The organism is Micrococcus sp. iso_239, assembly GCF_056173395.1.
In genome coordinates this window covers 974154-992237 of record NZ_CM149672.1, presented here as the reverse complement: position 1 = coordinate 992237, position 18084 = coordinate 974154, and the positions used below count along the sequence as shown (strand labels likewise).

21 protein-coding genes and 1 other RNA gene are annotated in these 18084 nt (G+C 72.0%); 11 read left to right on the top strand and 11 right to left on the bottom strand.

Features of this window, described 5'->3' with window-relative positions:
• Positions 1–7 precede the first annotated feature (7 nt).
• Together AC0VX2_RS04650 and AC0VX2_RS04645 are read right to left on the bottom strand one after the other, a co-directional pair.
• Entirely contained in the window at positions 8–289 is a 282-nt protein-coding gene (locus AC0VX2_RS04650; RefSeq protein WP_044659103.1) for a DUF3263 domain-containing protein, read from the bottom strand.
• 30 nt (positions 290–319) lie between these two features.
• Positions 320–517: a hypothetical protein gene (locus tag AC0VX2_RS04645; protein ID WP_235281257.1), complete on the bottom strand. Its 198-nt coding sequence runs from the start codon at positions 515–517 to the stop codon at positions 320–322.
• A gap of 296 nt (positions 518–813) precedes the next feature.
• Between AC0VX2_RS04645 and AC0VX2_RS04640 the strand changes: the two genes are divergently transcribed.
• Complete coding sequence (locus tag AC0VX2_RS04640) at positions 814–1269, top strand: DUF488 domain-containing protein (protein ID WP_044659104.1); 456 nt, start codon at positions 814–816, stop codon at positions 1267–1269.
• Here the strand turns inward: AC0VX2_RS04640 and AC0VX2_RS04635 are convergent.
• Positions 1266–2126, bottom strand: coding sequence for a hypothetical protein (locus AC0VX2_RS04635; protein WP_082067583.1), 861 nt, complete (start codon positions 2124–2126; stop codon positions 1266–1268). The genes AC0VX2_RS04640 and AC0VX2_RS04635 overlap by 4 nt on opposite strands.
• Positions 2123–3049 carry a hypothetical protein gene (locus AC0VX2_RS04630; RefSeq protein ID WP_260497065.1) on the bottom strand — a complete coding sequence of 309 codons (927 nt, stop codon included), beginning with the start codon at positions 3047–3049 and terminating at the stop codon, positions 2123–2125. Before AC0VX2_RS04630 ends, AC0VX2_RS04635 begins: the two co-directional genes overlap by 4 nt.
• Before the next feature lie 133 nt (positions 3050–3182).
• On the opposite strand from AC0VX2_RS04630, the gene AC0VX2_RS04625 reads away from it, so the two are divergent.
• Positions 3183–3488: an antibiotic biosynthesis monooxygenase family protein gene (locus AC0VX2_RS04625; RefSeq protein ID WP_044659105.1), complete on the top strand. Its 306-nt coding sequence runs from the start codon at positions 3183–3185 to the stop codon at positions 3486–3488.
• Here the strand turns inward: AC0VX2_RS04625 and AC0VX2_RS04620 are convergent.
• Positions 3485–5398 carry a heavy metal translocating P-type ATPase gene (locus tag AC0VX2_RS04620; RefSeq protein WP_044659106.1) on the bottom strand — a complete coding sequence of 638 codons (1914 nt, stop codon included), beginning with the start codon at positions 5396–5398 and terminating at the stop codon, positions 3485–3487. The genes AC0VX2_RS04625 and AC0VX2_RS04620 overlap by 4 nt on opposite strands.
• 31 nt (positions 5399–5429) lie before the next feature.
• A complete protein-coding gene (locus AC0VX2_RS04615; protein WP_036381311.1) occupies positions 5430–5657 on the bottom strand; it encodes a heavy-metal-associated domain-containing protein in 228 nt (75 codons plus the stop codon).
• A gap of 163 nt (positions 5658–5820) precedes the next feature.
• Here AC0VX2_RS04615 and AC0VX2_RS04610 point away from each other — a divergent pair, with 163 nt between their 5' ends.
• Positions 5821–6522 carry a Crp/Fnr family transcriptional regulator gene (locus AC0VX2_RS04610; protein WP_251393382.1) on the top strand — a complete coding sequence of 234 codons (702 nt, stop codon included), beginning with the start codon at positions 5821–5823 and terminating at the stop codon, positions 6520–6522.
• A gap of 94 nt (positions 6523–6616) precedes the next feature.
• Complete coding sequence (def, locus tag AC0VX2_RS04605; RefSeq protein WP_044659107.1) at positions 6617–7258, top strand: peptide deformylase; 642 nt, start codon at positions 6617–6619, stop codon at positions 7256–7258.
• 82 nt (positions 7259–7340) lie between these two features.
• Here def and AC0VX2_RS04600 read toward each other — a convergent pair whose 3' ends face one another.
• Positions 7341–8786 (bottom strand): glyceraldehyde-3-phosphate dehydrogenase, encoded by a 1446-nt coding sequence (locus AC0VX2_RS04600; RefSeq protein ID WP_044659108.1) that lies wholly within the window; start codon positions 8784–8786, stop codon positions 7341–7343.
• A 144-nt stretch (positions 8787–8930) separates the two neighbouring features.
• On the opposite strand from AC0VX2_RS04600, the gene rnpB reads away from it, so the two are divergent.
• An RNA gene (gene rnpB, locus AC0VX2_RS04595) (RNase P RNA component class A) lies at positions 8931–9309 on the top strand.
• A 21-nt stretch (positions 9310–9330) separates the two neighbouring features.
• On the opposite strand, the gene AC0VX2_RS04590 is transcribed toward rnpB, so the two are convergent.
• Positions 9331–9645 (bottom strand): hypothetical protein, encoded by a 315-nt coding sequence (locus tag AC0VX2_RS04590; RefSeq protein ID WP_012750836.1) that lies wholly within the window; start codon positions 9643–9645, stop codon positions 9331–9333.
• A 225-nt stretch (positions 9646–9870) separates the two neighbouring features.
• Here AC0VX2_RS04590 and AC0VX2_RS04585 point away from each other — a divergent pair, with 225 nt between their 5' ends.
• From AC0VX2_RS04585 to AC0VX2_RS04575, 3 genes are all read left to right on the top strand, one after another.
• Positions 9871–10845: an IS481 family transposase gene (locus AC0VX2_RS04585; protein ID WP_251393381.1), complete on the top strand. Its 975-nt coding sequence runs from the start codon at positions 9871–9873 to the stop codon at positions 10843–10845.
• A gap of 45 nt (positions 10846–10890) precedes the next feature.
• Positions 10891–12056 (top strand): IS3 family transposase gene (locus AC0VX2_RS04580; protein ID WP_113914520.1). Its coding sequence is split into 2 segments (ribosomal slippage): positions 10891–11175 and positions 11178–12056, totalling 1164 coding nucleotides; the frame shifts between segments, so codons are not numbered across the junction.
• A 102-nt stretch (positions 12057–12158) separates the two neighbouring features.
• Positions 12159–12956, top strand: coding sequence for a YaaA family protein (locus AC0VX2_RS04575; protein WP_044659121.1), 798 nt, complete (start codon positions 12159–12161; stop codon positions 12954–12956).
• 34 nt (positions 12957–12990) lie between these two features.
• On the opposite strand, the gene AC0VX2_RS04570 is transcribed toward AC0VX2_RS04575, so the two are convergent.
• The 3 genes from AC0VX2_RS04570 to AC0VX2_RS04560 form a co-directional block, all read right to left on the bottom strand.
• Positions 12991–13980 carry a reverse transcriptase-like protein gene (locus AC0VX2_RS04570; RefSeq protein WP_475432714.1) on the bottom strand — a complete coding sequence of 330 codons (990 nt, stop codon included), beginning with the start codon at positions 13978–13980 and terminating at the stop codon, positions 12991–12993.
• Positions 13981–14063: 83 nt separating this feature from the next.
• Positions 14064–14798: a zinc ribbon domain-containing protein gene (locus AC0VX2_RS04565; RefSeq protein ID WP_044659123.1), complete on the bottom strand. Its 735-nt coding sequence runs from the start codon at positions 14796–14798 to the stop codon at positions 14064–14066.
• A complete protein-coding gene (locus AC0VX2_RS04560; protein WP_251393380.1) occupies positions 14795–15724 on the bottom strand; it encodes a Nif3-like dinuclear metal center hexameric protein in 930 nt (309 codons plus the stop codon). The genes AC0VX2_RS04565 and AC0VX2_RS04560 overlap by 4 nt, the downstream gene beginning before the upstream one ends.
• A 113-nt stretch (positions 15725–15837) precedes the next feature.
• On the opposite strand from AC0VX2_RS04560, the gene msrA reads away from it, so the two are divergent.
• The 3 genes from msrA to epsC all read left to right on the top strand — a co-directional run bounded on the left by msrA (position 15838) and on the right by epsC (position 18071).
• Positions 15838–16419: a peptide-methionine (S)-S-oxide reductase MsrA gene (msrA, locus tag AC0VX2_RS04555; RefSeq protein WP_044659125.1), complete on the top strand. Its 582-nt coding sequence runs from the start codon at positions 15838–15840 to the stop codon at positions 16417–16419.
• A gap of 85 nt (positions 16420–16504) precedes the next feature.
• Complete coding sequence (gene cysK, locus AC0VX2_RS04550; protein WP_251393379.1) at positions 16505–17440, top strand: cysteine synthase A; 936 nt, start codon at positions 16505–16507, stop codon at positions 17438–17440.
• A 43-nt stretch (positions 17441–17483) separates the two neighbouring features.
• Positions 17484–18071, top strand: a complete 588-nt coding sequence (gene epsC / locus AC0VX2_RS04545; protein WP_020624780.1) for a serine O-acetyltransferase EpsC — start codon at positions 17484–17486, stop codon at positions 18069–18071.
• Positions 18072–18084 lie beyond the last annotated feature (13 nt).

The window sequence follows — 18084 nt, the reverse complement described above, 5'->3', positions numbered from 1 at the left end:
GCGTAGATCAACCTTCGGAGGCCACCGGCGCCCGCATCGCGCGCTCGCGGGTCTGCCGAGCCTCCCGGGCTCGCCGCGTGATCACCGGGTAGGTGGCGATGGCCACCGGGTCCTCGGCCAGCACCGCCACGCGCATCGTCAGCGCCGTTCCCCGCAGCCCGAGCAGATGCTCAGCTGCCCGGTCACACGCGGCCTCGTGCCGCCACCGCGGCCCCCACAGCTGCAGCACCATGTGGTCACGCACGGACAGGTGGCCCGCGCTCGCGGGCGCCTGGGTGGTGGTGGTCATGTCGGGACGGTACGTCCGGGGACGGGCAGGCTAGACGGTCTCGCGGTGCTCGGGGATCTGGGCGGCGAGGTGCTCGCGCTCGGTCCGGGTGAGTCCGGCGAGTTGGTCGGTGAGCACGAGCAGGGTCCCCCACAGTTCGTCGGCGAGCTCGTCCAGGCTCATGGACCAGGGCAGGGCGTCGGCGAGCTGCTCGAGCGTGATGAGCTGCCGGGCCGCGGCTGCGCGCACCGCTTACTCGATGGTCGGAGGCTGGCAAGCGCGGTGGCCGTGCTCGAGGCGCACGAGCGCGTGGGTGAGCGCGCACCGCCGCTCGGCCTGCCTCATGCGTGGGTCGAGCCAGATTATCGTCGCACCATCGGTCGCGGCCGGCGCCGTCGGGTGCGGGCAGGCCCAGACCATGACGACGTGCGTCAGCGCGCAGCGCCCTCCAGGGGTGGAACATGCCGACATGGTCAACGTGGCGGCGGGCACGTTAGGTCACCGCCCGACAAAGCACCCGCCTGCCGTGTGCGACTATGGCAAGCATGCGTGAACAGGTGTGGATCATGGGCCATGGCTACGAGGGGCGCACGATCGACGAGTACATCGGCGACCTGTACGCCTGGCACGCCGACGTGGTCGTTGACGTCCGCCTCAACGCCATATCCCGCAAGAAGGGCTTCTCCAAGACCGCTCTGCGCGCCGCGCTCGCGGACGCTGGGATCCGCTACGAGCACCGCCCGGAGCTCGGAAATCCCAAGGACAACCGAGGCGGCTTCTGGGAGCCAGGGACTCCCGCCCACGGCGACGCACTGGTTCGATTCGAGGAGATGTTGCACGGAGCCGCTGCTGCAGAGGCGGTGCGCGACGTAGCGGAGATGGCACGTACGGAACGCGTCGTCCTGCTGTGCTTCGAGGCGTCCGAGCGGTGCTGCCACCGTCAGGTAGTCCTAGAGCGTGTGCGAAAGCTCACAGCGCGCCAACTGGTGACGTCCGTCTAACCGAGGGACCGATAGACGCCCAGAACGGTGAATCCGCGCGGCGCCTGGTGCTGATTGCCTACGAAAAAGAGCGGCCCGCGCGCCGAGTCCGCCATCTCGTCGAAGAATCGGGTCCTCAACGCCGCGGCGGCGACCGCATCTGAGTCGTTCGCGTGCCAGCGTCGCACCAGCTCCGCGGCCTCCCAGTCGATGAGGCTCTGCTTGTGCCCGGCGCAACCCGGCTCGTCACACACGTAGTGATAGTGGGCGGTGAAGCGCGGGGCTTGGAGGGGGGTTGGCTGCCCCGCCCTATCGTCGAAAAGATCGAGTTGGTTCGCGGCTCGGTCGATCTTCCGCTGCTGGTCCGCTGTCCATCCCGGGTGGGGCGTGACAACGAGATCATCTACGCGCCGGGGACGCACCACCGCGAGACTGGGGTAAGCCTGCTTGGCGCGAGCCGTGGCGAGGATCCGGCACATGGTCCACTGGTCGGTAAGGGGGCGCACGTACTCGTGCCGCGGCTTCCACGGGGGAAGATGGTCGACGACAACCAGAGACCCACGGTCGGGCCGATAGCTCTCGGAGCGGTAATCATCCGCCGCAGGGGTAACCCGGACGTCCACGACGTCGTACTTCTTGAAGCGTTCGAGCTCTGCCATCGACCGGAAGGGGATGGGGTAGAGCCGGATCCACTCCGGTCCTGAGCCCTCGCGCATGCGGATGCCAGCGACGCAAACCGTGTCCCCGTACTTCTCGGACGGCTGCGGCGCCGCCTTTACCGTGATGAGCACACGCGCAACCTCGGGCCGATGGCCGCGTTCCTTCTCATACAGAGCCCGCCCCTCCCCGGTAAGCGGGAGCACGTCGAATCCACTCACGCGCCCTCCCCGCCCATGTCCAGGTTCTCTTCCCCGACGTCGCCCCACTCCCGGGCCTGCCGGTCGCGGGCCGGCTCGAGGTCGGCGTGTGCTGCCAGATCGAAGTCGGCCGGCGCGCCGGCCGCGGCGGTCTTCTGTTCAGCGCCAGCGTCACCGCAGCGCGCTGCCCCGCGCTCGGCCGTGCCGCGCTCGCGGTCCTGGTGCTGGTCTGCGTGGACATGCTCATCATGGTGGTACGTCCTACGTCGGTCGAGCATGACCTGGAGGACTGCGGTGAGCAGCTCCTGGTCATACGTCGATAGGTCAGGGGATTCCTGAACGTCGTCGAGGACCGACGGGTGAAGAGCCGAGTCGAGCTCCACCCCCATGGACTCCAGCGCTGCGGTGGCCACGTGGGCCACGGGAACCTTCAGCACGAGCGCGAGCATCGTGATGTTCTCGCCCTTGATCGAGGTGACCGGGGTGGACTTGAGCCGCGCGAAGCTGGTGTGGCTCATGTCGTACCCTGCGCGGTCGGCGCGGGCGGCGAGGTCGCGGAGGGACCAGCCGTTCCGCTCCTGGGCTGAGGCGATCAGTCGGCCCAGCGAGTGCATGTCGTTCATGGCGACCAATCTGCGGTGCGATGCCAAAGGGAGCAACCGACCTCGGACACCCGCTGTTGCGTGGAAGTGGACACCGAAACGGTAGCAACAAAGGGGGTGTTGTGCCGCAGGGCGGCGCGGATACGGGGCGATCAGCGCGGACCCGGTGAGGAAGAGCCGCTTGCGACCCCATCGGTCCGCGAGGTTGCCGGTGGAGAGCAACAGGGCGGCCAGCAGCACGGCATAGAGGCTGTTCACCCACTGCGCGTCAGTGAGGTCCAAGTGCAGGTCGCCGATGATGGCGAGCGGGACCGCCCGAGGTCCCACGGCGGCCGGTCCCACGGCTCCAACTTCGCAGGGACGACGCCGCCGGGCCTCAACCGATCGACGGACTCCCGGTCCGCAGCCGGGCGTAGAGTCGGCCGGTGAGGGCGTCGACCCGACGCCGCACCCCCGCCGACGAGGAGGCCTCCCCGTGTCCGTCGTGAAGATCAACGCCATCAGCGTCCCCGAGGGCGCCGGCCCGGAGCTCGAGAAGCGGTTCGCCGCCCGCAAGCACGCGGTGGACCAGGAGCCGGGATTCGAGGGCTTCCAGCTGCTCCGGCCCACCGCGGGCGAGGACCGCTACTTCGTGGTCACGACGTGGGCGTCGGAGGAGGACTTCCGGCGCTGGCGGGACGGGCGCATGCCCGCCGCTCACGCCGCCGAGCAGGGCGGCCGCCCGGCGCCGGTCGCCACGGGCGCCGACCTGCTCGAATTCGAGGTCGTGGACCTGGGCTAATCGCGGCGCCGCAGCAGGCGCATCGCGTTCACGATGACCAGCAGCACGGACGCCTCGTGCACGAGCATGCCGACGGCCATCGTGACGCCGCCGGTGAAGACGCCGGCCAGCAGGGCCGCGACGGTGACGAGGGAGATCGCGATGTTCTGCCGCATCACCCGCACCGTGCGCCGGGCCAGATCGAGCGCCTGCGGCAGCCGCTCGAGCCGGTCGCCCATCAGGGCGATGTCCGCGGTCTCGATGGCCACGCCGGAGCCGGCCGCGCCCATGGCCACGCCGATGTCCGCCGTCGCCAAGGCCGGGGCGTCGTTGACACCGTCACCGACCATCGCGACGACGCGGCCCTCGGCCTGCAGGGCCTCGATCGCCTCGAGCTTGTCCTGGGGCAGCAGGCCCGCCCGCACGTGGTCGACGCCCACCTGCCGGGCCACGGCCTGCGCGACGCCGGGCTGGTCGCCGGTCAGCATCACGACCTCGCGGACGCCGATCCCGTGCAGCGCCCGGATCATGCCCGCGGCCTCGGGCCGGAGGGTGTCTGCGATGGCGAGGACGCCGAGCGGGATGCCGTCGACGACGACCGCCGCCGGGGTCCGGCCCGCCTCCGCGAGCTCGGCCGCGACGGTCTCGACCCGGTCGGTCGCGGCCGGATCCACGCCGCGCTCGCGCAGCATCGCCACGTTGCCCACGGCGACGACGCGGCCGTCCACCTCTCCGGTGAGCCCGCGGCCGAGGACGACGTCCACATCCGTGGCCAGCGGGCCGTCCAGCAGGCCGCGGTCCCGGCCCGCCGCGACGACCGGCGCGGCCAGCGGGTGGTCCGAGGCCGCCTCGAGCCGTGCGGCCCAGCGCAGCACCTCGTCCTCGGCCCCGGGCTCGAACGCGACGACGTCTGTCAGCTCGGGGGTGCCCGACGTGAGGGTGCCGGTCTTGTCGACGGCGACGGCGTCGACCTTCGCGGAGCGCTCAAGGAACTCCCCTCCCTTGATGAGCACGCCGTCCTTGGCGCCGCGGCCGATCCCTGCCACGATCGCGACCGGGATGGAGATCACGAGGGCGCCCGGGCAGCCGATGACCAGCAGGGTCAGGGCCAGGGGGACGTCCCGCGTGATCAGGCCTGTCGCGAAGGCCAGCACCATGATCGCCGGGGTGTACCAGCGGGAGAAGCGGTCCATGAACTGCTGGGTCCGCGCACGGGCCTCCTGCGCCGCCTCGACGCGGTGGATGATGCGCGCCAGCGTGGTGTCGGCGCCGACGCCCCGGGCCTGCACCTGCAGCAGGCCGGCCGTGGCGACGGTGCCCGCGTACATGGCGTCACCGTCGGTCTTCTCCGCCGGGATGGACTCGCCCGTGATGGATGCCTCGTCCACGGCGCCGACCCCGGTGAGCACCACGCCGTCCACCGGCACCCGAGCGCCGGCCTTGACGAGGACGGTCGCGCCGGGGGCCACCTCGTGGGCAGGCACGGTGCGCTGGGTCCCGTCTGCGTCCACGACGACGGCGGTCTCGGGCGCCGTGGAGACGAGGTCCGCGAGCGCCGAGCGAGTCTGAGACAGGGTCGCGTCCTCGAGGGCGTGGCCGAGGGCGAAGAGGAAGGTCACGGCGGCGGCCTCCCAGAAATTGCCGAGCAGTGACGCGCCGATCGCGGCGGTGGCGACGAGCAGGTCGATGCCGACGGTCTTCACCCGCAGGGCGGCGATCGCGTCGCGCGCGATCGGCAGGCCGGCCACGACGGCGGCGGCGAGCATCAGGCCCGCCGCCACGAGGTGTCCGGTCCCGTGGGCCAGCTGCTCGGGCGCCAGCACGAGCGAGACGGCGATCAGCAGGCCGGCCACCACGGGGCGCCGCCAGCGGCGGGACAACGTGAACCGGGCACGAGGGCGGCCCGGACGTGTGACGGCGGGGGTGGACATGGCGGACTCCGTTCGTCGGGGGAGGGCGGGGTCAGAAGGCCGACGGCCGGGCGGTGTAGCCGACCTTGGCGACGGCCTCGACGAGGTCCTGGGCAGTGGTGGTCTGCGGGTCGTGGTCGACCTCGATGCGCTGGGTCTCGAAGTGGACCTGCGCGCCGGTCACGCCGGGCAGGGCGTCGAGGGCCTTCTCGATCTTCCGGACGCACGAGGGGCAGCTGAAGCCCTCGGCGCGGAGCAGGGTGTGCGTGGTGGGGGTCATGGTCACTCCAGTCGGTCGTCACCGGCGCGGCCGCCGGTGAGGCTGAGCAGACGGGGCGGGCGCCCGGTCCGATCCCCGTCCTCCGGGGATGTCACTGACGCTACGAAGGGGACGGCGGGTACGCCTTGACCGCGGTCAAGCCGCCGTGTGGGAGGCTGATGGCGTGCGTATCGACCTGCCCCTCATCCCCGTGGATGAACCAGAGCCGTGCGCGGCCCGGGTCCCGCTGTTCACCGGGCTGGATCTGGAGCAGCTGCGCCGGGTCTCCGCCCTGGCGCGGCCGCTCGTGCTCGAGGCCGGCGATGCCCTGCACCTGGCCGGTGACCGCACGGACCGCCTGTGCGTCGTGCACAGCGGCCGCCTGGCGCTGACGCTCGGCTCAGCGACCGGCCGGGAACGCGTGGTGCGGATGGTCGAGCCGGGGGACTCCGTGGGCGAGCACGAGTTCCTCACGGGCGAGCCGGCCCGGCATGGGGCGCGCGCCGTGGCCGCGACCCGCCTGTGCACCTTCTCCCACGCCGAGGTCGCCCGACTCCTGGCCGAGCATCCGGGCATCGGGGGACGCGTGATGCGGACGCTGGCCGTCCGCCTGGCCGAGGCGGAACAACGGCTGGCCCGGGAGCATCAGCCTGTCACCGCACGGATCGCCGGACATCTGCTCGGCCTGCCGGCCCTCCGGGACGAGGCCGACCTCGTCGTGGTGCTGGCCGCGCCGAAGAAGGACGTCGCCTCGCTGCTGGGCACCACCCCCGAGGCGTTCAGCCGCGGGCTGCGCCGCCTCGCCGACGACGGGCTGATCGCCATGGCGGGCCCGCGGGTGGCGCTGCTGGACCCGGATGCGCTGGAGGCCCTCGCCGCGGAATGACGGCCGTCGTCGTGGTGTCCCCGGCGGTAGGCTGGGGACTCCCCCGTCCCCCCACCCACGCAGGCCCGCAGCCCGGGCCGGGAAGCGCAGTGCCATGGCCTCCATCCGTCCCATCACCGTCTACGGCGAGCCCGTGCTGCACCGGCGCGCGGCCGAGGTGGAGGTGATCGACGACGAGATCCGCGAGCTGATCGAGGACATGTACGTCACGCAGGACGCCGCGCACGGCGTGGGCCTGGCCGCCCCGCAGGTCGGGGTCGGGCTGCGGATCTTCACGTGGACGTTCCCGGACTCCGGCGACGCGCCGAACGTGGGCCACGTGATCAACCCGGTGCTGACGCACCTGGACAAGGCGCCGCGGGAGGAGCCTCACCCGGACGAGCACACCGAGGGCTGCCTCTCGGTGCCCGGGCTCGGCTTCCCCCTGCAGCGCCCGACCCGCGTGCGCCTGTCCGGCCAGCGCGTGGACGGCGAGATGTTCGAGTTCGAGGCCGAGGGCTGGTTCGCGCGCATCATGCAGCACGAGTACGACCACCTCAACGGCACCCTCTACGTGAACCGGCTCGAGGGCAAATGGCAGCGGCGCTGGAAGCGCGCGCAGCGGGCCGAGCGTCTGAACGTGCCCGGTGTGACGTGGCTGCCCGGCACGGACGAGGACCCCTTCGGCCACGACGCCGACGACCACGAAGACCACGAGCACGGCCCCGACGGCGACCACGGGGACGACGAGGCCTGAGCCTCGGCTCCACGTCCGACCCGGTCGGCACACGACGACGGCCCGTCCCCTCCGCGGGGACGGGCCATCGGTCATCGGCGGGTCAGGCCTGCGGGAAGGCGGGGACCTGCTGGCCCGCCATCTTCTCCACCACGCGGATCACCTGGTGCGAGTAGCCGTACTCGTTGTCGTACCAGACGTAGAGGATCGCGTTCTTGCCGTCGTTGTTCACGAGGGTCGCCAGGCCGTCCACGACGCCGGCGCGGTCCGAGCCGACGAAGTCGGTGGACACGACCTCCGGGGAGTCCACGTAGCCGACCTGGCCGCGCAGGGGGCCGGTGAGGGACTCCTGCTTCAGGCGGGCGTTCAGCTCCTCCACCGAGGTGGGCTTGGTCAGCTCGAGATTCAGGATGGCCATGGACACGTCCGGGGTGGGGACGCGGATGGCGTTGCCGGAGAGCTTGCCCTTGAGCTCGGGCAGGGCCTTGGCCACGGCCTTGGCGGCACCGGTCTCGGTGAGCACCATGTTCATGCCGGCGGCACGGCCACGACGGGCGCCCTTGTGGAAGTTGTCCACGAGGTTCTGGTCATTGGTGTAGGCGTGCACGGTCTCCACGTGGCCGTGGTCGATGCCGTAGTCGTCCTGGATGACCTTGAGCACCGGGGTGATGCCGTTGGTGGTGCAGGAGGCCGCCGAGACGATCGTGTCCTGGGGCGTGATGTCGTCCGAGTTCACGCCGAACACGATGTTCTTCATCTCGCCCTTGCCCGGGGCGGTCAGCAGGACCTTCGCGGCGCCCTTGGCCTGCAGGTGCTGGGACAGGCCCTCGTCGTCGCGCCAGCGACCGGTGTTGTCGACGACCAGCGCGTCCTTGATGCCGTAGGAGGTGTAGTCCACCGTGGTCGGATCGTTTGAGTAGATGACCTGGATCTCGGTGCCGTTGGCGGTGATCACGTCGCGGTCCTCGTCCACCACGATCGTCCCGTCGAACGGGCCGTGGATCGAGTCGCGGCGCAGCAGGGAGGCGCGCTTGATCAGGTCGTCCTCCGAGTTCTTGCGCACGACGACGGCACGCAGGCGCAGCTTGGAGCCACCGCCGGCGTGGTCGAGGAGGATGCGGGCCAGCAGGCGGCCGATGCGACCGAAGCCGTAGAGCACGACGTCCTGGGTCTCGCCCAGGCCCTCACCGGCCTTGCCCTTGACCTCGGCGAGCTCGGCGTCCAGGAAGGCCTGGACGTCCTGCCCCGAGGCCTTCTGCTTGGCGGCCAGCTCGGCCAGGTCGATGGTGGCGGCGCCCAGGTCCATCGCAGCCATGGCCTCGACCAGGGGGTAGGTGGACTCGACGCTCAGCGGGGCCTCCTGCACGCGGCGGGCGTAGCGGTGGGCCTTGATGATGTCGATCACGCCGCGGTTCACGAGGGAGCGCCCGTAGATCGAGGTGACCACGTTGTGCTCGCGGTACAGGGTGCCCAGCAGGGGGACCATCTTCTCCGCGAGCTTCTGCTGCGTGTTCCACTCAGGGGTCTGGGTCGAGGCGGTGTCTGCCACGGGAGTCCTTCCTTGAAACCTGGCGGGGCCGTCCTGGGCAGGCCCCATCCCCCGACCTCGTTGTCGGCGGGCGCCTCCATTCTAGGTGAGGACACGTCCGGAGCGGCCCCGCGGTCTCGGCGGGGCGTAGACTGGTGGGTCGGGACGGATCGGCGGACGGCCGCGTGCCCCTGCGGGGGTGCGAGGAAAGTCCGGGCACCGCAGAGCAGGATGGTGGACAACATCCACCCGGGGCGACCCGCGGGCCAGTGCCACAGAGAGAAGACCGCCTCCGCGCCGTGTGCGCGGCGGTAAGGGTGAAAGGGTGGTGTAAGAGACCACCAGCGGCCCCGGTGACGGGGCCGGCTCGGTAAACCCCATCCGGTGCAAGGCCGAACAGGACGCGTCACGAGGGCTGCTCGCCCCAGCGTCCGGGTTGGCCGCTCGAGCCCGTCAGCGATGGCGGGCCCAGATGGATGGCCGTCACCTCGCGCGGGGCAACGCGCGCGAGGCACAGAACCCGGCTTACAGCCGGTCCGTCCCACCTCACGGCCCCCGGCTGGGGTCAGAACCCCTCGTCGTCGAGGATCCGTTCGAACTCGAGCTCCACCACGTGCTCGCGCTCCCGCTTGTCCAGCAGGCGGTACCCGTACGACTCGCCGATCGAGACGACCTTCGCCAGGCTCGGGCGTCGCCGGTCCCGCGGCCATTCCAGCGTCACGCGGTCCTGCCCCGTGAAGGTGTGCTCCCGCAGGCGCTGCTCCAGAGCGGAGGCGTGCGTGCGCTCCCGCCCGCTGGAGCGGATCCCGAGCCACACGGCGGCCGCGATCACGAGCAGGACGAACGGGTACACCACACCGAACACGTTCATGGCGGTCATCGGGCGACTCCTGGGATGCGGGGCGGCTGTGCGGACCCCACCACTGTGCCAGGTCCGGACGACGACGTCGGCCCGGCCCGTCCGCGCGTCGGTCCGGGGGCGCCTGGCTAGGTGTTGTGGGTCATGAGGTTCTTGACATGGGTACCGGGCTGAGATGAGACGAGTGGGCCCCGCCCCGCAGGATGGAAGTTCCTCAACAACCCACCTGCCAGAAGAGACCCACTCATGACTCACGCTAACGCACCCCTGACCCCCACTGGCCGTCTCAGGATGGTCCACCGCCACCTGCACGACGGGATCCCGCAGGCACACGTGGCAGCCGAGTTCCGGGTGAGCCGGCCCACGGTGGCCACCTGGGTCGCCCGCTACCGCGCCCAGGGAGAAGCCGGCCTTCAGGACCTGCCCAGCCGGCCGCACCGTTCACCTGCCCAGCTCGATCCGGTCCTGGTCGCCCAGATCCACGCCCTGCGGCGGGAGCGCAAGTGGTCCGCACGGCGCATCCATCACCACCTCGTCTCCGAGGGCCACCGGGTGTGTCTTCGTACCGTGGGACGGTGGCTGCACCGGGCCGGGATCTCCCGCCTACGGGACCTGACCCCGGCCGGAGAAGACCTGCGCCAACGACCCCAGAAGATCACCGCGAGAGGGCCGGGGCACATGGTGCACCTGGACGTGAAGAAGATCGGGAAGATCCCTGACGGGGGCGGCTGGCGTGCTCACGGACGTGACAGTGAAGCAGGCCGTGCTTCCAAGCGTGGTGCAGGCCGGCGGGTCGGCTACACCTATCTGCACTCGGCGATCGACGGGTTCACCCGGCTGGCCTACACCGAAGCGTTGGAGGACGAGCGGGCGGCCACGACCGTGAGCTTCTACTGCCGGGCGCGGGCGTTCTTCGCCGCCCACGGCATCACCGTGGACCGGGTGATCACGGACAACGGAAACAACTACCGGGCCGTGGACTTCACCGGGAAGGTGGTCTCGCTCGGGGGCCGGCACCACCGGATCCGCCCCTACACCCCGCGCCATAACGGGAAGGTCGAACGGTACAACCGGCTGATGGTCGATGAGGTCCTCTACGCCCGCCCGTACTCCTCAGAGCAAGCTCGGCGTGAGGCCCTGCAGGTGTGGGTGAACCACTACAACTACCATCGGCCTCATACCTCCTGCGGAGACGCTCGGGACTGCCGCACGAATAGGTGACACCTGATCTGGCTTGCCCGCAGGGCGGCCTGGAAGGATGTTGCTGTGCCTGCTCCCTATCCCCAAGAGTTCCGTGACGACGTCGTGCGCGTGGCCCGCAGCCGCGAAGAGGGTGTGACGCTCGCGCAGATCGCCAAGGACTTTGGCATCCATGAGATGACCCTGTCGAAGTGGATGCGCCAGGCCGACGTCGAGGACGGCGCGAAGCCTGGGACAACCAAAGCCGAGTCGGCCGAGAACCGTGAGCTGAAGAAGCGGATCCGCCTGCTCGAGCAGGAGAACGAGGTCCTACGACGGGCGGCGGCCTACCTGTCCCAGGCGAACCTGCCGGGAAAAGGCTCTACCCGCTCGTGAAGGAGCTCGCCGCCGTCGGGATCCCCGTCGCGGTGACGTGCCGGGTGCTCAAGCTCTCCCGCCAGCCCTACTACCGCTGGCTGGCGGACCCTGTCACCGACGCCGAGCTGGCCGAGGCGTACCGGGCGAACGCGTTGTTCGACGCCCATCAGGACGATCCGGAGTTCGGCTACCGCTTCCTGGTCGATGAGGCCAAGGAAGCCGGCGAGGTGATGTGTGAGCGCAGCGCGTGGCGGATCTGCCGGGACAACGGCTGGTGGTCGGTGTTCGGGAAGAAGCGCGGCAAGAACGGGAAGAAGCCGGGTCCGCCGGTGCACGATGACCTGGTGGAGCGGGACTTCACTGCTGGCGGTTCAAACCAGCTGTGGTTGACCGACGTCACCGAGCACAGGACCGCCGAGGGCAAGCTCTACATGTGCGCGATCAAAGACGTCTTCTCCGGGCGGATCGTCGGCTACTCCATCGACTCGCGAATGAAAGCCCGGCTGGCCGTCCAGGCACTGCAGAACGCCGTTGCTCGGCGCGGGGATGTGGCCGGTTGCATCGTTCATTCGGACCGCGGGTCGCAATTTCGATCCCGGAAATTCGTCCATGCCCTCAACCGGCACGGCTTGGTCGGCTCGATGGGCAAAGTGGGTGCGGCCGGGGACAACGCCGCCATGGAGAGCTTCTTCGCCCTGCTGCAGAAGAACGTCCTCGACAGGCGGTCCTGGACGACCCGGGATGAGCTACGGATCGCGATCGTCACCTGGACCGAGCGCACCTATCACCGGCGCCGTCGACAAGCCCGTCTCGGGCGGTTGACCCCCATCGAGTACGAGACCATGATGAAGCCCGCCGTGACCCTCCCGGCATAAGACCCCACCTGTCACCTATCGGTGCGGCAGTCCCCTCCTCCGGCCTCACTGGCACCGACCCGAGTCAACAACGTCATGCCCTCCTACAGCTAGGCTGGCCCGGTGCTGATCCTGCTGCCGCCCTCCGAGGGCAAGACCGCGCCCCGCTCCGGGGCCCCGCTCGACCTCGATGCCCTCGCGTTGGCCGATGACGCCGCGGTGACGGGCGCCCGCGCGGACCTGCTCACGCGGCTCGCCGCGGTCTCGGCCGCCCCGGATGCCCTGGCGGCTCTCGGCGTCGGGGCGTCGCTCACCGGCGAGGTCGAGGCGAACACGCGCCTGGCCTCGGCCCCTGCCGCGCCCGGTCACCGGGTGTTCACGGGCGTGCTCTTCGATGCGCTCGACCACGTCTCCCTGTCCGCGGCGGCGAAGCGCCGCGCCCGCGCGTCCGTGCTGGTCTTCTCCGCGCTGTTCGGCGCCACCGCGCTGGCGGACCGGATCCCCGCCTTCCGGCTGCCCGTCGGCGCGAGGCTGCCGGGGCTGCCCGGGCTGGCCGCGCACTGGCGCCCCGTGATGACCCCCGCCCTCGACGCGCTCGCCGCGCGGGACGGCGGGCCCGTCGTCGACTGCCGCTCCGGCGGCTACGCGGCCCAGTGGCGGGCACCGGCGGAGCGGACCCTCGCGGTCGACGTGTTCCAGCTGCGCGATGGCGAGCGGACCGTCGTCTCGCACTTCGCCAAGCACACCCGCGGCCTCGTGGCCCGCGCGCTCCTGGAGGCGGGGGCGCGGGAGACCTCGACGCTGGACCGCGTGGCGGACGTGGTCGCACGGGCCGGGGACGGCCCCGGCTGGGAGGTCGAGCTGGCCCGGCCGTCCGCCGCGAAGCCCGGCACGCTGCGGGTGATCCTGCCCGAGGGGTGATCCCGGACGAGGCGCGCCCTGCCCGGACGCAGCCTCAGTCCTCGACGGCCACCAGCTCCACCTCGAAGCCGTCCGCGGTCTCGAGGTAGGCGGCGTAGTGGTCCGCTCCCCCGGCGTGCGGGTGGCGGTCCTCGAAGAGCAGGCGGAACCCCCGGCCGCGCGCGGCGGCGGTGAGCTCGTCCACGCGGGAGCGCGACCCGGCCCGGAAGGCCAGGTGGTTCAGGCCCGGGCGGGTGCGCTCGTGGGCGCCCGCGGCGACGTCGGGCCCGGCCTCGAGCACGAGGTATTCCCCCGCGCCCTGGTACGTCCGGCCCTCGGCCCACCCCTCGCCCGGCACGTAGCCGAGCTCGCCGAACAGCCAGCCGAGGCTGGCCTCGGCTGCCGCGAGGTCGGCGACCCAGATCTCCACGTGGTGCAGCCAACCCGTGGGCGCGGGCGCCGGGGTCGCATCCCCCGGCGACGCGACGGCCTCGGGCCCGTCCGCCTCCACGGCCCGGACGTCCGCGTCGGCCTCGAGGCCGGACTCGGCCACCGCCGACGCGGAGGTCGTGGACGCCTTCGCGGGAGCCGCAACGGGCACCTCTGAGGCGCCGGCGTCCCACTGCCCGCCCCGCGCGCCGGCGTCCATGGCCTCGTTGGAGAGGCGGTCGGCGTCCTTGTTCCGGTTGCGCGGGATCCACTCGTAGCTGACGCGCTCGGGGGGCAGCACGGACCGGGCCTCGGCCGCGAGGCGCCGCATGTCGTCGTGCTTGATCTTCCACCGCCCGGACATCTGCTCCACCACGAGCTTGGAGTCCATCAGCACGTGCACCCGGGCCTCCGGGTCGAGGTCCCGGGCCATCCGCAGCCCGGCCACGAGCCCGGAGTACTCGGCCACGTTGTTGGACGCCTTCCCCAGCGGGGCGGCGTCGGTCCGGAGGATCTCGCCTGTGGCCGGGTCGCGCACCAGGGCGCCGTAGCCGGCGACGCCGGGGTTGCCCCGCGACCCGCCGTCGGCCTCCACCTGCAGGACTCGTCCGCTCACCGTGCGCCTCCTCGTGTCCGTGGTCGCGCCGTCCGACGCGGCCCCCCCCACTCTACTGATCGCGCCGGGGGCGGGGCCCGGGGTCAGTCCCGGATGAGGATGGCGCCGGACTCGGGGCAGCGGGCGACGGCGGCCGGCGGGAGGGCCCGGATGCGCGCGACCTCCGCGGGCGACAGCTCCGTGCCCGCGGCCGCGGACCGGTTCCCGACGAGCCGGGCCGCGCCGATGCCGCCGTTGCGCTCCCGCGCCTGCTCGTACAGGGCCAGCAACGACGCGGGGAACTCCGCGGCCAACGCCGCCCGGCGCTGGGTGAGGTCCCGGCCACGCTGGGTCACGGCCTGCCCCTCGCGGCGCACCTCCGCCGCGCGGGCCTCGACCTCGGCCCGCGCCCGCTCCAGGGCGGCGTGGCCCTTCGCGAGCCGGGACTCGGCGGCGTCGGCGGCCTCCATGGCCTCGAGGGCCGCGGCCTCGTGGTCGTCGAGCAGTGCGGTGAGCGTGTCGTCCTCGTGCTGCATGGCCTGCAGCTCCTTGGGCCCGCCCTGGCCCGTTTCGAGCCGCTCCCGGGTCCGGTCCCGACGGGCGCGGGTGGCGGCGGCCTTCTCGGTGGCCTCGGCTCCCGCCCGGTCGGCGGTGCGGGCGGCGTCCTGCAGGCCGGGCAGCGCCTCCTCGAGTTCCAGCGCGCGGGCGCGCAGCCGGGCGTGCTCCGGGTCTGCCTTGAGCCGACGGACGGCGGCGCGGGCCTGGTCCAGGGCCGTGTCGAGCTCCTGGAGCTCCAGCAGCCGGGCCTGGACGGCCGGCGGTGCGGTGACCTCACTCATGCGTGACTCCCCTCGTCGGCCCGCTCTCCCCCGACCAGGAAGTCCCAGGGGTCGCTGCGGTGATCTGAGAACAGGGTGGTGACGCCCAGTCCCCGCTCCGCCAGGGCGGCCTCCAGGGCGCGGGCGCCGTGCTCGAGCCATAGGGACTCGCTCGCCCAGTGCGAGACGTCCACGAGCGCGGGACGTCCACCCCCCGGCGCGGCCGTCTCCCGGGCCTCCGAGGCCGGGTGGTGGCGCAGATCGGCGGTGACGTAGACGTCCGCGCCGGACGCGCGGACCGCGTCGAAGAGGCTGTCTCCGGCACCGCCGCACACGGCGACGCGGCGGATGCGCTGGGCGGGGTCGCCCGCCACGCGCACGCCGCCGGCCGTGGCGGGCAGCGCCGCGTGCACGGCCCGGGCGAAGGCGGCCAGGTCGGTCTCCTCGGGCAGGTCGCCCACCCGGCCGATGCCTTCGGCCCCGGTGCCGGCGGCGGAGGCCGTCAGGGGCGAGAGCGCTCCGGTGACGCCGACGGCACGGGCCAGCACGTCCGAGACGCCGTCCACGACGGCGTCGGCGTTGGTGTGCGCGGCGAGCAGGGCGATGCGGTGCTCGATCAGGGTGTGCAGCAGGCGGCCCTTGGCGGCGGCGGCGTGTCCGACGGCGGCGACGGACGAGGTCCCGCGCAGCAGGAGCGGGTGGTGGGTGACCACGAGGTCGGCCCCACGGGCGACGGCCTCGTCGGCCACGGCCTGCACGGGGTCCAGCGCCCACAGGACGGTCCGCACCGGCGCCTCCGGGCGCCCGGCCACCGGCCCGACGGCGTCCCACGGCTCCGCCAGCTCCCGCGGCCACAGCCCCTGGACGACCTCGAGGACCTGCCCGAGCGTCGGCGGGGCCAGGGCATGCTCCGGCGAGGTGGGGACGGCGGGACGGGACACGGTCATACCGGCCATGATGGCCCACCCGGCCCGGGCACGCACGACCCGGCGGCCCTGGGTGACGGCACGGGGCGGCGTCGTCGGGAATGAAAAGCGCGGGCCGCGTTGCTGTGCCTGCCATGACCGACTTCCCCCGTACCGAGCCCCTCGGCGCCTCCGGCGCGCCCGCCGACGTCCGCGAGCTGACGCTCGCCGGCGGCTGCTTCTGGTGCCTCGACGCCGTCTACCGTCGCGTGCGGGGCGTGCTCGCCGTCGAGTCCGGCTACACCGGAGGCGACGACCCCGCCCCGAGCTACGAGTCCGTGTGCACCGGGACCACCGGCCATGCCGAAGCGGTCCGTGTGCGCTTCGACGCCGCCGTCGTGCCGCCCGAGGTGATCATGGACCTGTTCTTCACCGGCCACGACCCCACGTCGTTGAACCGCCAGGGGGCCGACGTCGGCACCCAGTACCGCTCGGCCGTCTTCGCCCACGACGAGGCCGAGGCCCGGTTCTTCGCGGACGAGATCGCCCGGGCGCAGGCGAACTATGACAGCCCCATCGTCACACGCGTCGAGCCGGCGTCCGCGTGGCACCCGGCCGAGGACATTCACCAGGACTTCTATGCGCGGCGCCGTTCCAACGGATACTGCCGTGTGGTCATCGATCCGAAGCTCGCGAAGGTGCGCCGGAACTACTCCGCGTGGCTCGTGGACGCCTGAGCGGCGCCGCGGCTCGATAGCCTGACGCAGGAACACCCACTAGATCGCCCGCGCCCCGAGGCGCACCACCACCGGAGGTATCACCATGGCCCGCATCCTTGACGACATCACCCAGGCGGTCGGCAACACGCCCCTGGTCCGGCTGAACCGCCTCGCGCAGGACCTGCCCGGCGACGTCGCCGTGAAGGTTGAGTTCTACAACCCGGCCAACTCGGTGAAGGACCGCATCGGCACCGCCATCGTCGACGCCGCGGAGGCGGCCGGCGAGCTGACCCCCGGCGGCACCATCGTGGAGGGCACCTCCGGCAACACCGGCATCGCCCTGGCCATGGTCGGCGCGGCGCGCGGCTACCGCGTGATCCTGACCATGCCTGAGACCATGTCCACCGAGCGCCGCGTGATGCTCAAGGCGTTCGGCGCCGAGATCGTGCTGACCCCCGGTGCAGACGGCATGCGCGGCGCCCTCGAGCGCGCCCAGGAGATCGTCCGCAGCACCCCGAACTCCATCTGGGCCCAGCAGTTCGCGAACCAGGCCAACGTCCAGGCCCACTACAGGGGCACCGGCCCGGAGATCTGGGACGCGTCCGAGGGCGCCGTGGATGTGTTCATCGCCGGCGTCGGCACCGGCGGCACCATCACGGGCGCGGGCCGGTACCTGCGCGAGCAGAAGCCGGACGTGAAGCTCATCGCCGTCGAGCCGGCCGACTCCCCCATCCTCTCCGGTGGCCAGGCCGGCCCCCACAAGATCCAGGGCATCGGCGCGAACTTCGTGCCGGAGATCCTCGACACCGACCTCTACGACGAGGTCTACCCGGCCACCTTCGAGGAGTCCATCGAGACCGCCCGCCGGCTCGGGACCGAGGAGGGCATCCTCGGCGGCATCTCCACCGGCGCGATCATCTCGGCCGCCCTCAAGGAGGCCGCCAAGCCCGAGTCCGAGGGCAAGCTGATCGTCGCCGTCGTGTGTGACTTCGGCGAGCGCTACATCTCCACCGCCCTCTTCGAGGACATCCGCGGCTGACCGCCGCCCGCTCACCGACCGCACCGACCCGAAGGGGCCGCCCGTGGGACTGTTCTCCCGCATCAAGGAAGACATCGCGACCGTCCGCAGCCATGACCCGGCGGCGCGAGGTGACCTCGAGGTGGCCCTCGTCTACTCGGGTCTGCACGCCGTGTGGGCGCACCGCGTCGCGCACCGGATGTGGCGGCACGACCGGCTGAAGATGCCCGCCCGCGTGCTCTCGCAGGTCACGCGCGCGGCCACGGGCATCGAGATCCACCCCGGCGCCTCGATCGGTCGCCGGTTCTTCATCGACCACGGCATGGGCGTCGTGATCGGCGAGACCGCGGAGATCGGCGACGACGTGATGCTGTACCACGGGGTCACCCTCGGCGGCCGCTCCCTGGCCAAGGTGAAGCGGCACCCCACGCTGCGCGACGGCGTCGTGGTGGGGGCCGGCGCCAAGATCCTCGGACCCGTCGAGATCGGGGAGGGGACGGCGGTGGGCGCCAACGCCGTCGTCGTGAAGGACACCCCCGCCGACGCGATCGCCACCGGCGTGCCGGCCACCGTCCGCCCGCGCAAGGGCCCGGCCGAGGGCAAGCCGCTCGTGGACCCCGCGGAGTACGTGGACCCGGCCCTCTGGATCTGAGGGCCGGGCCCCC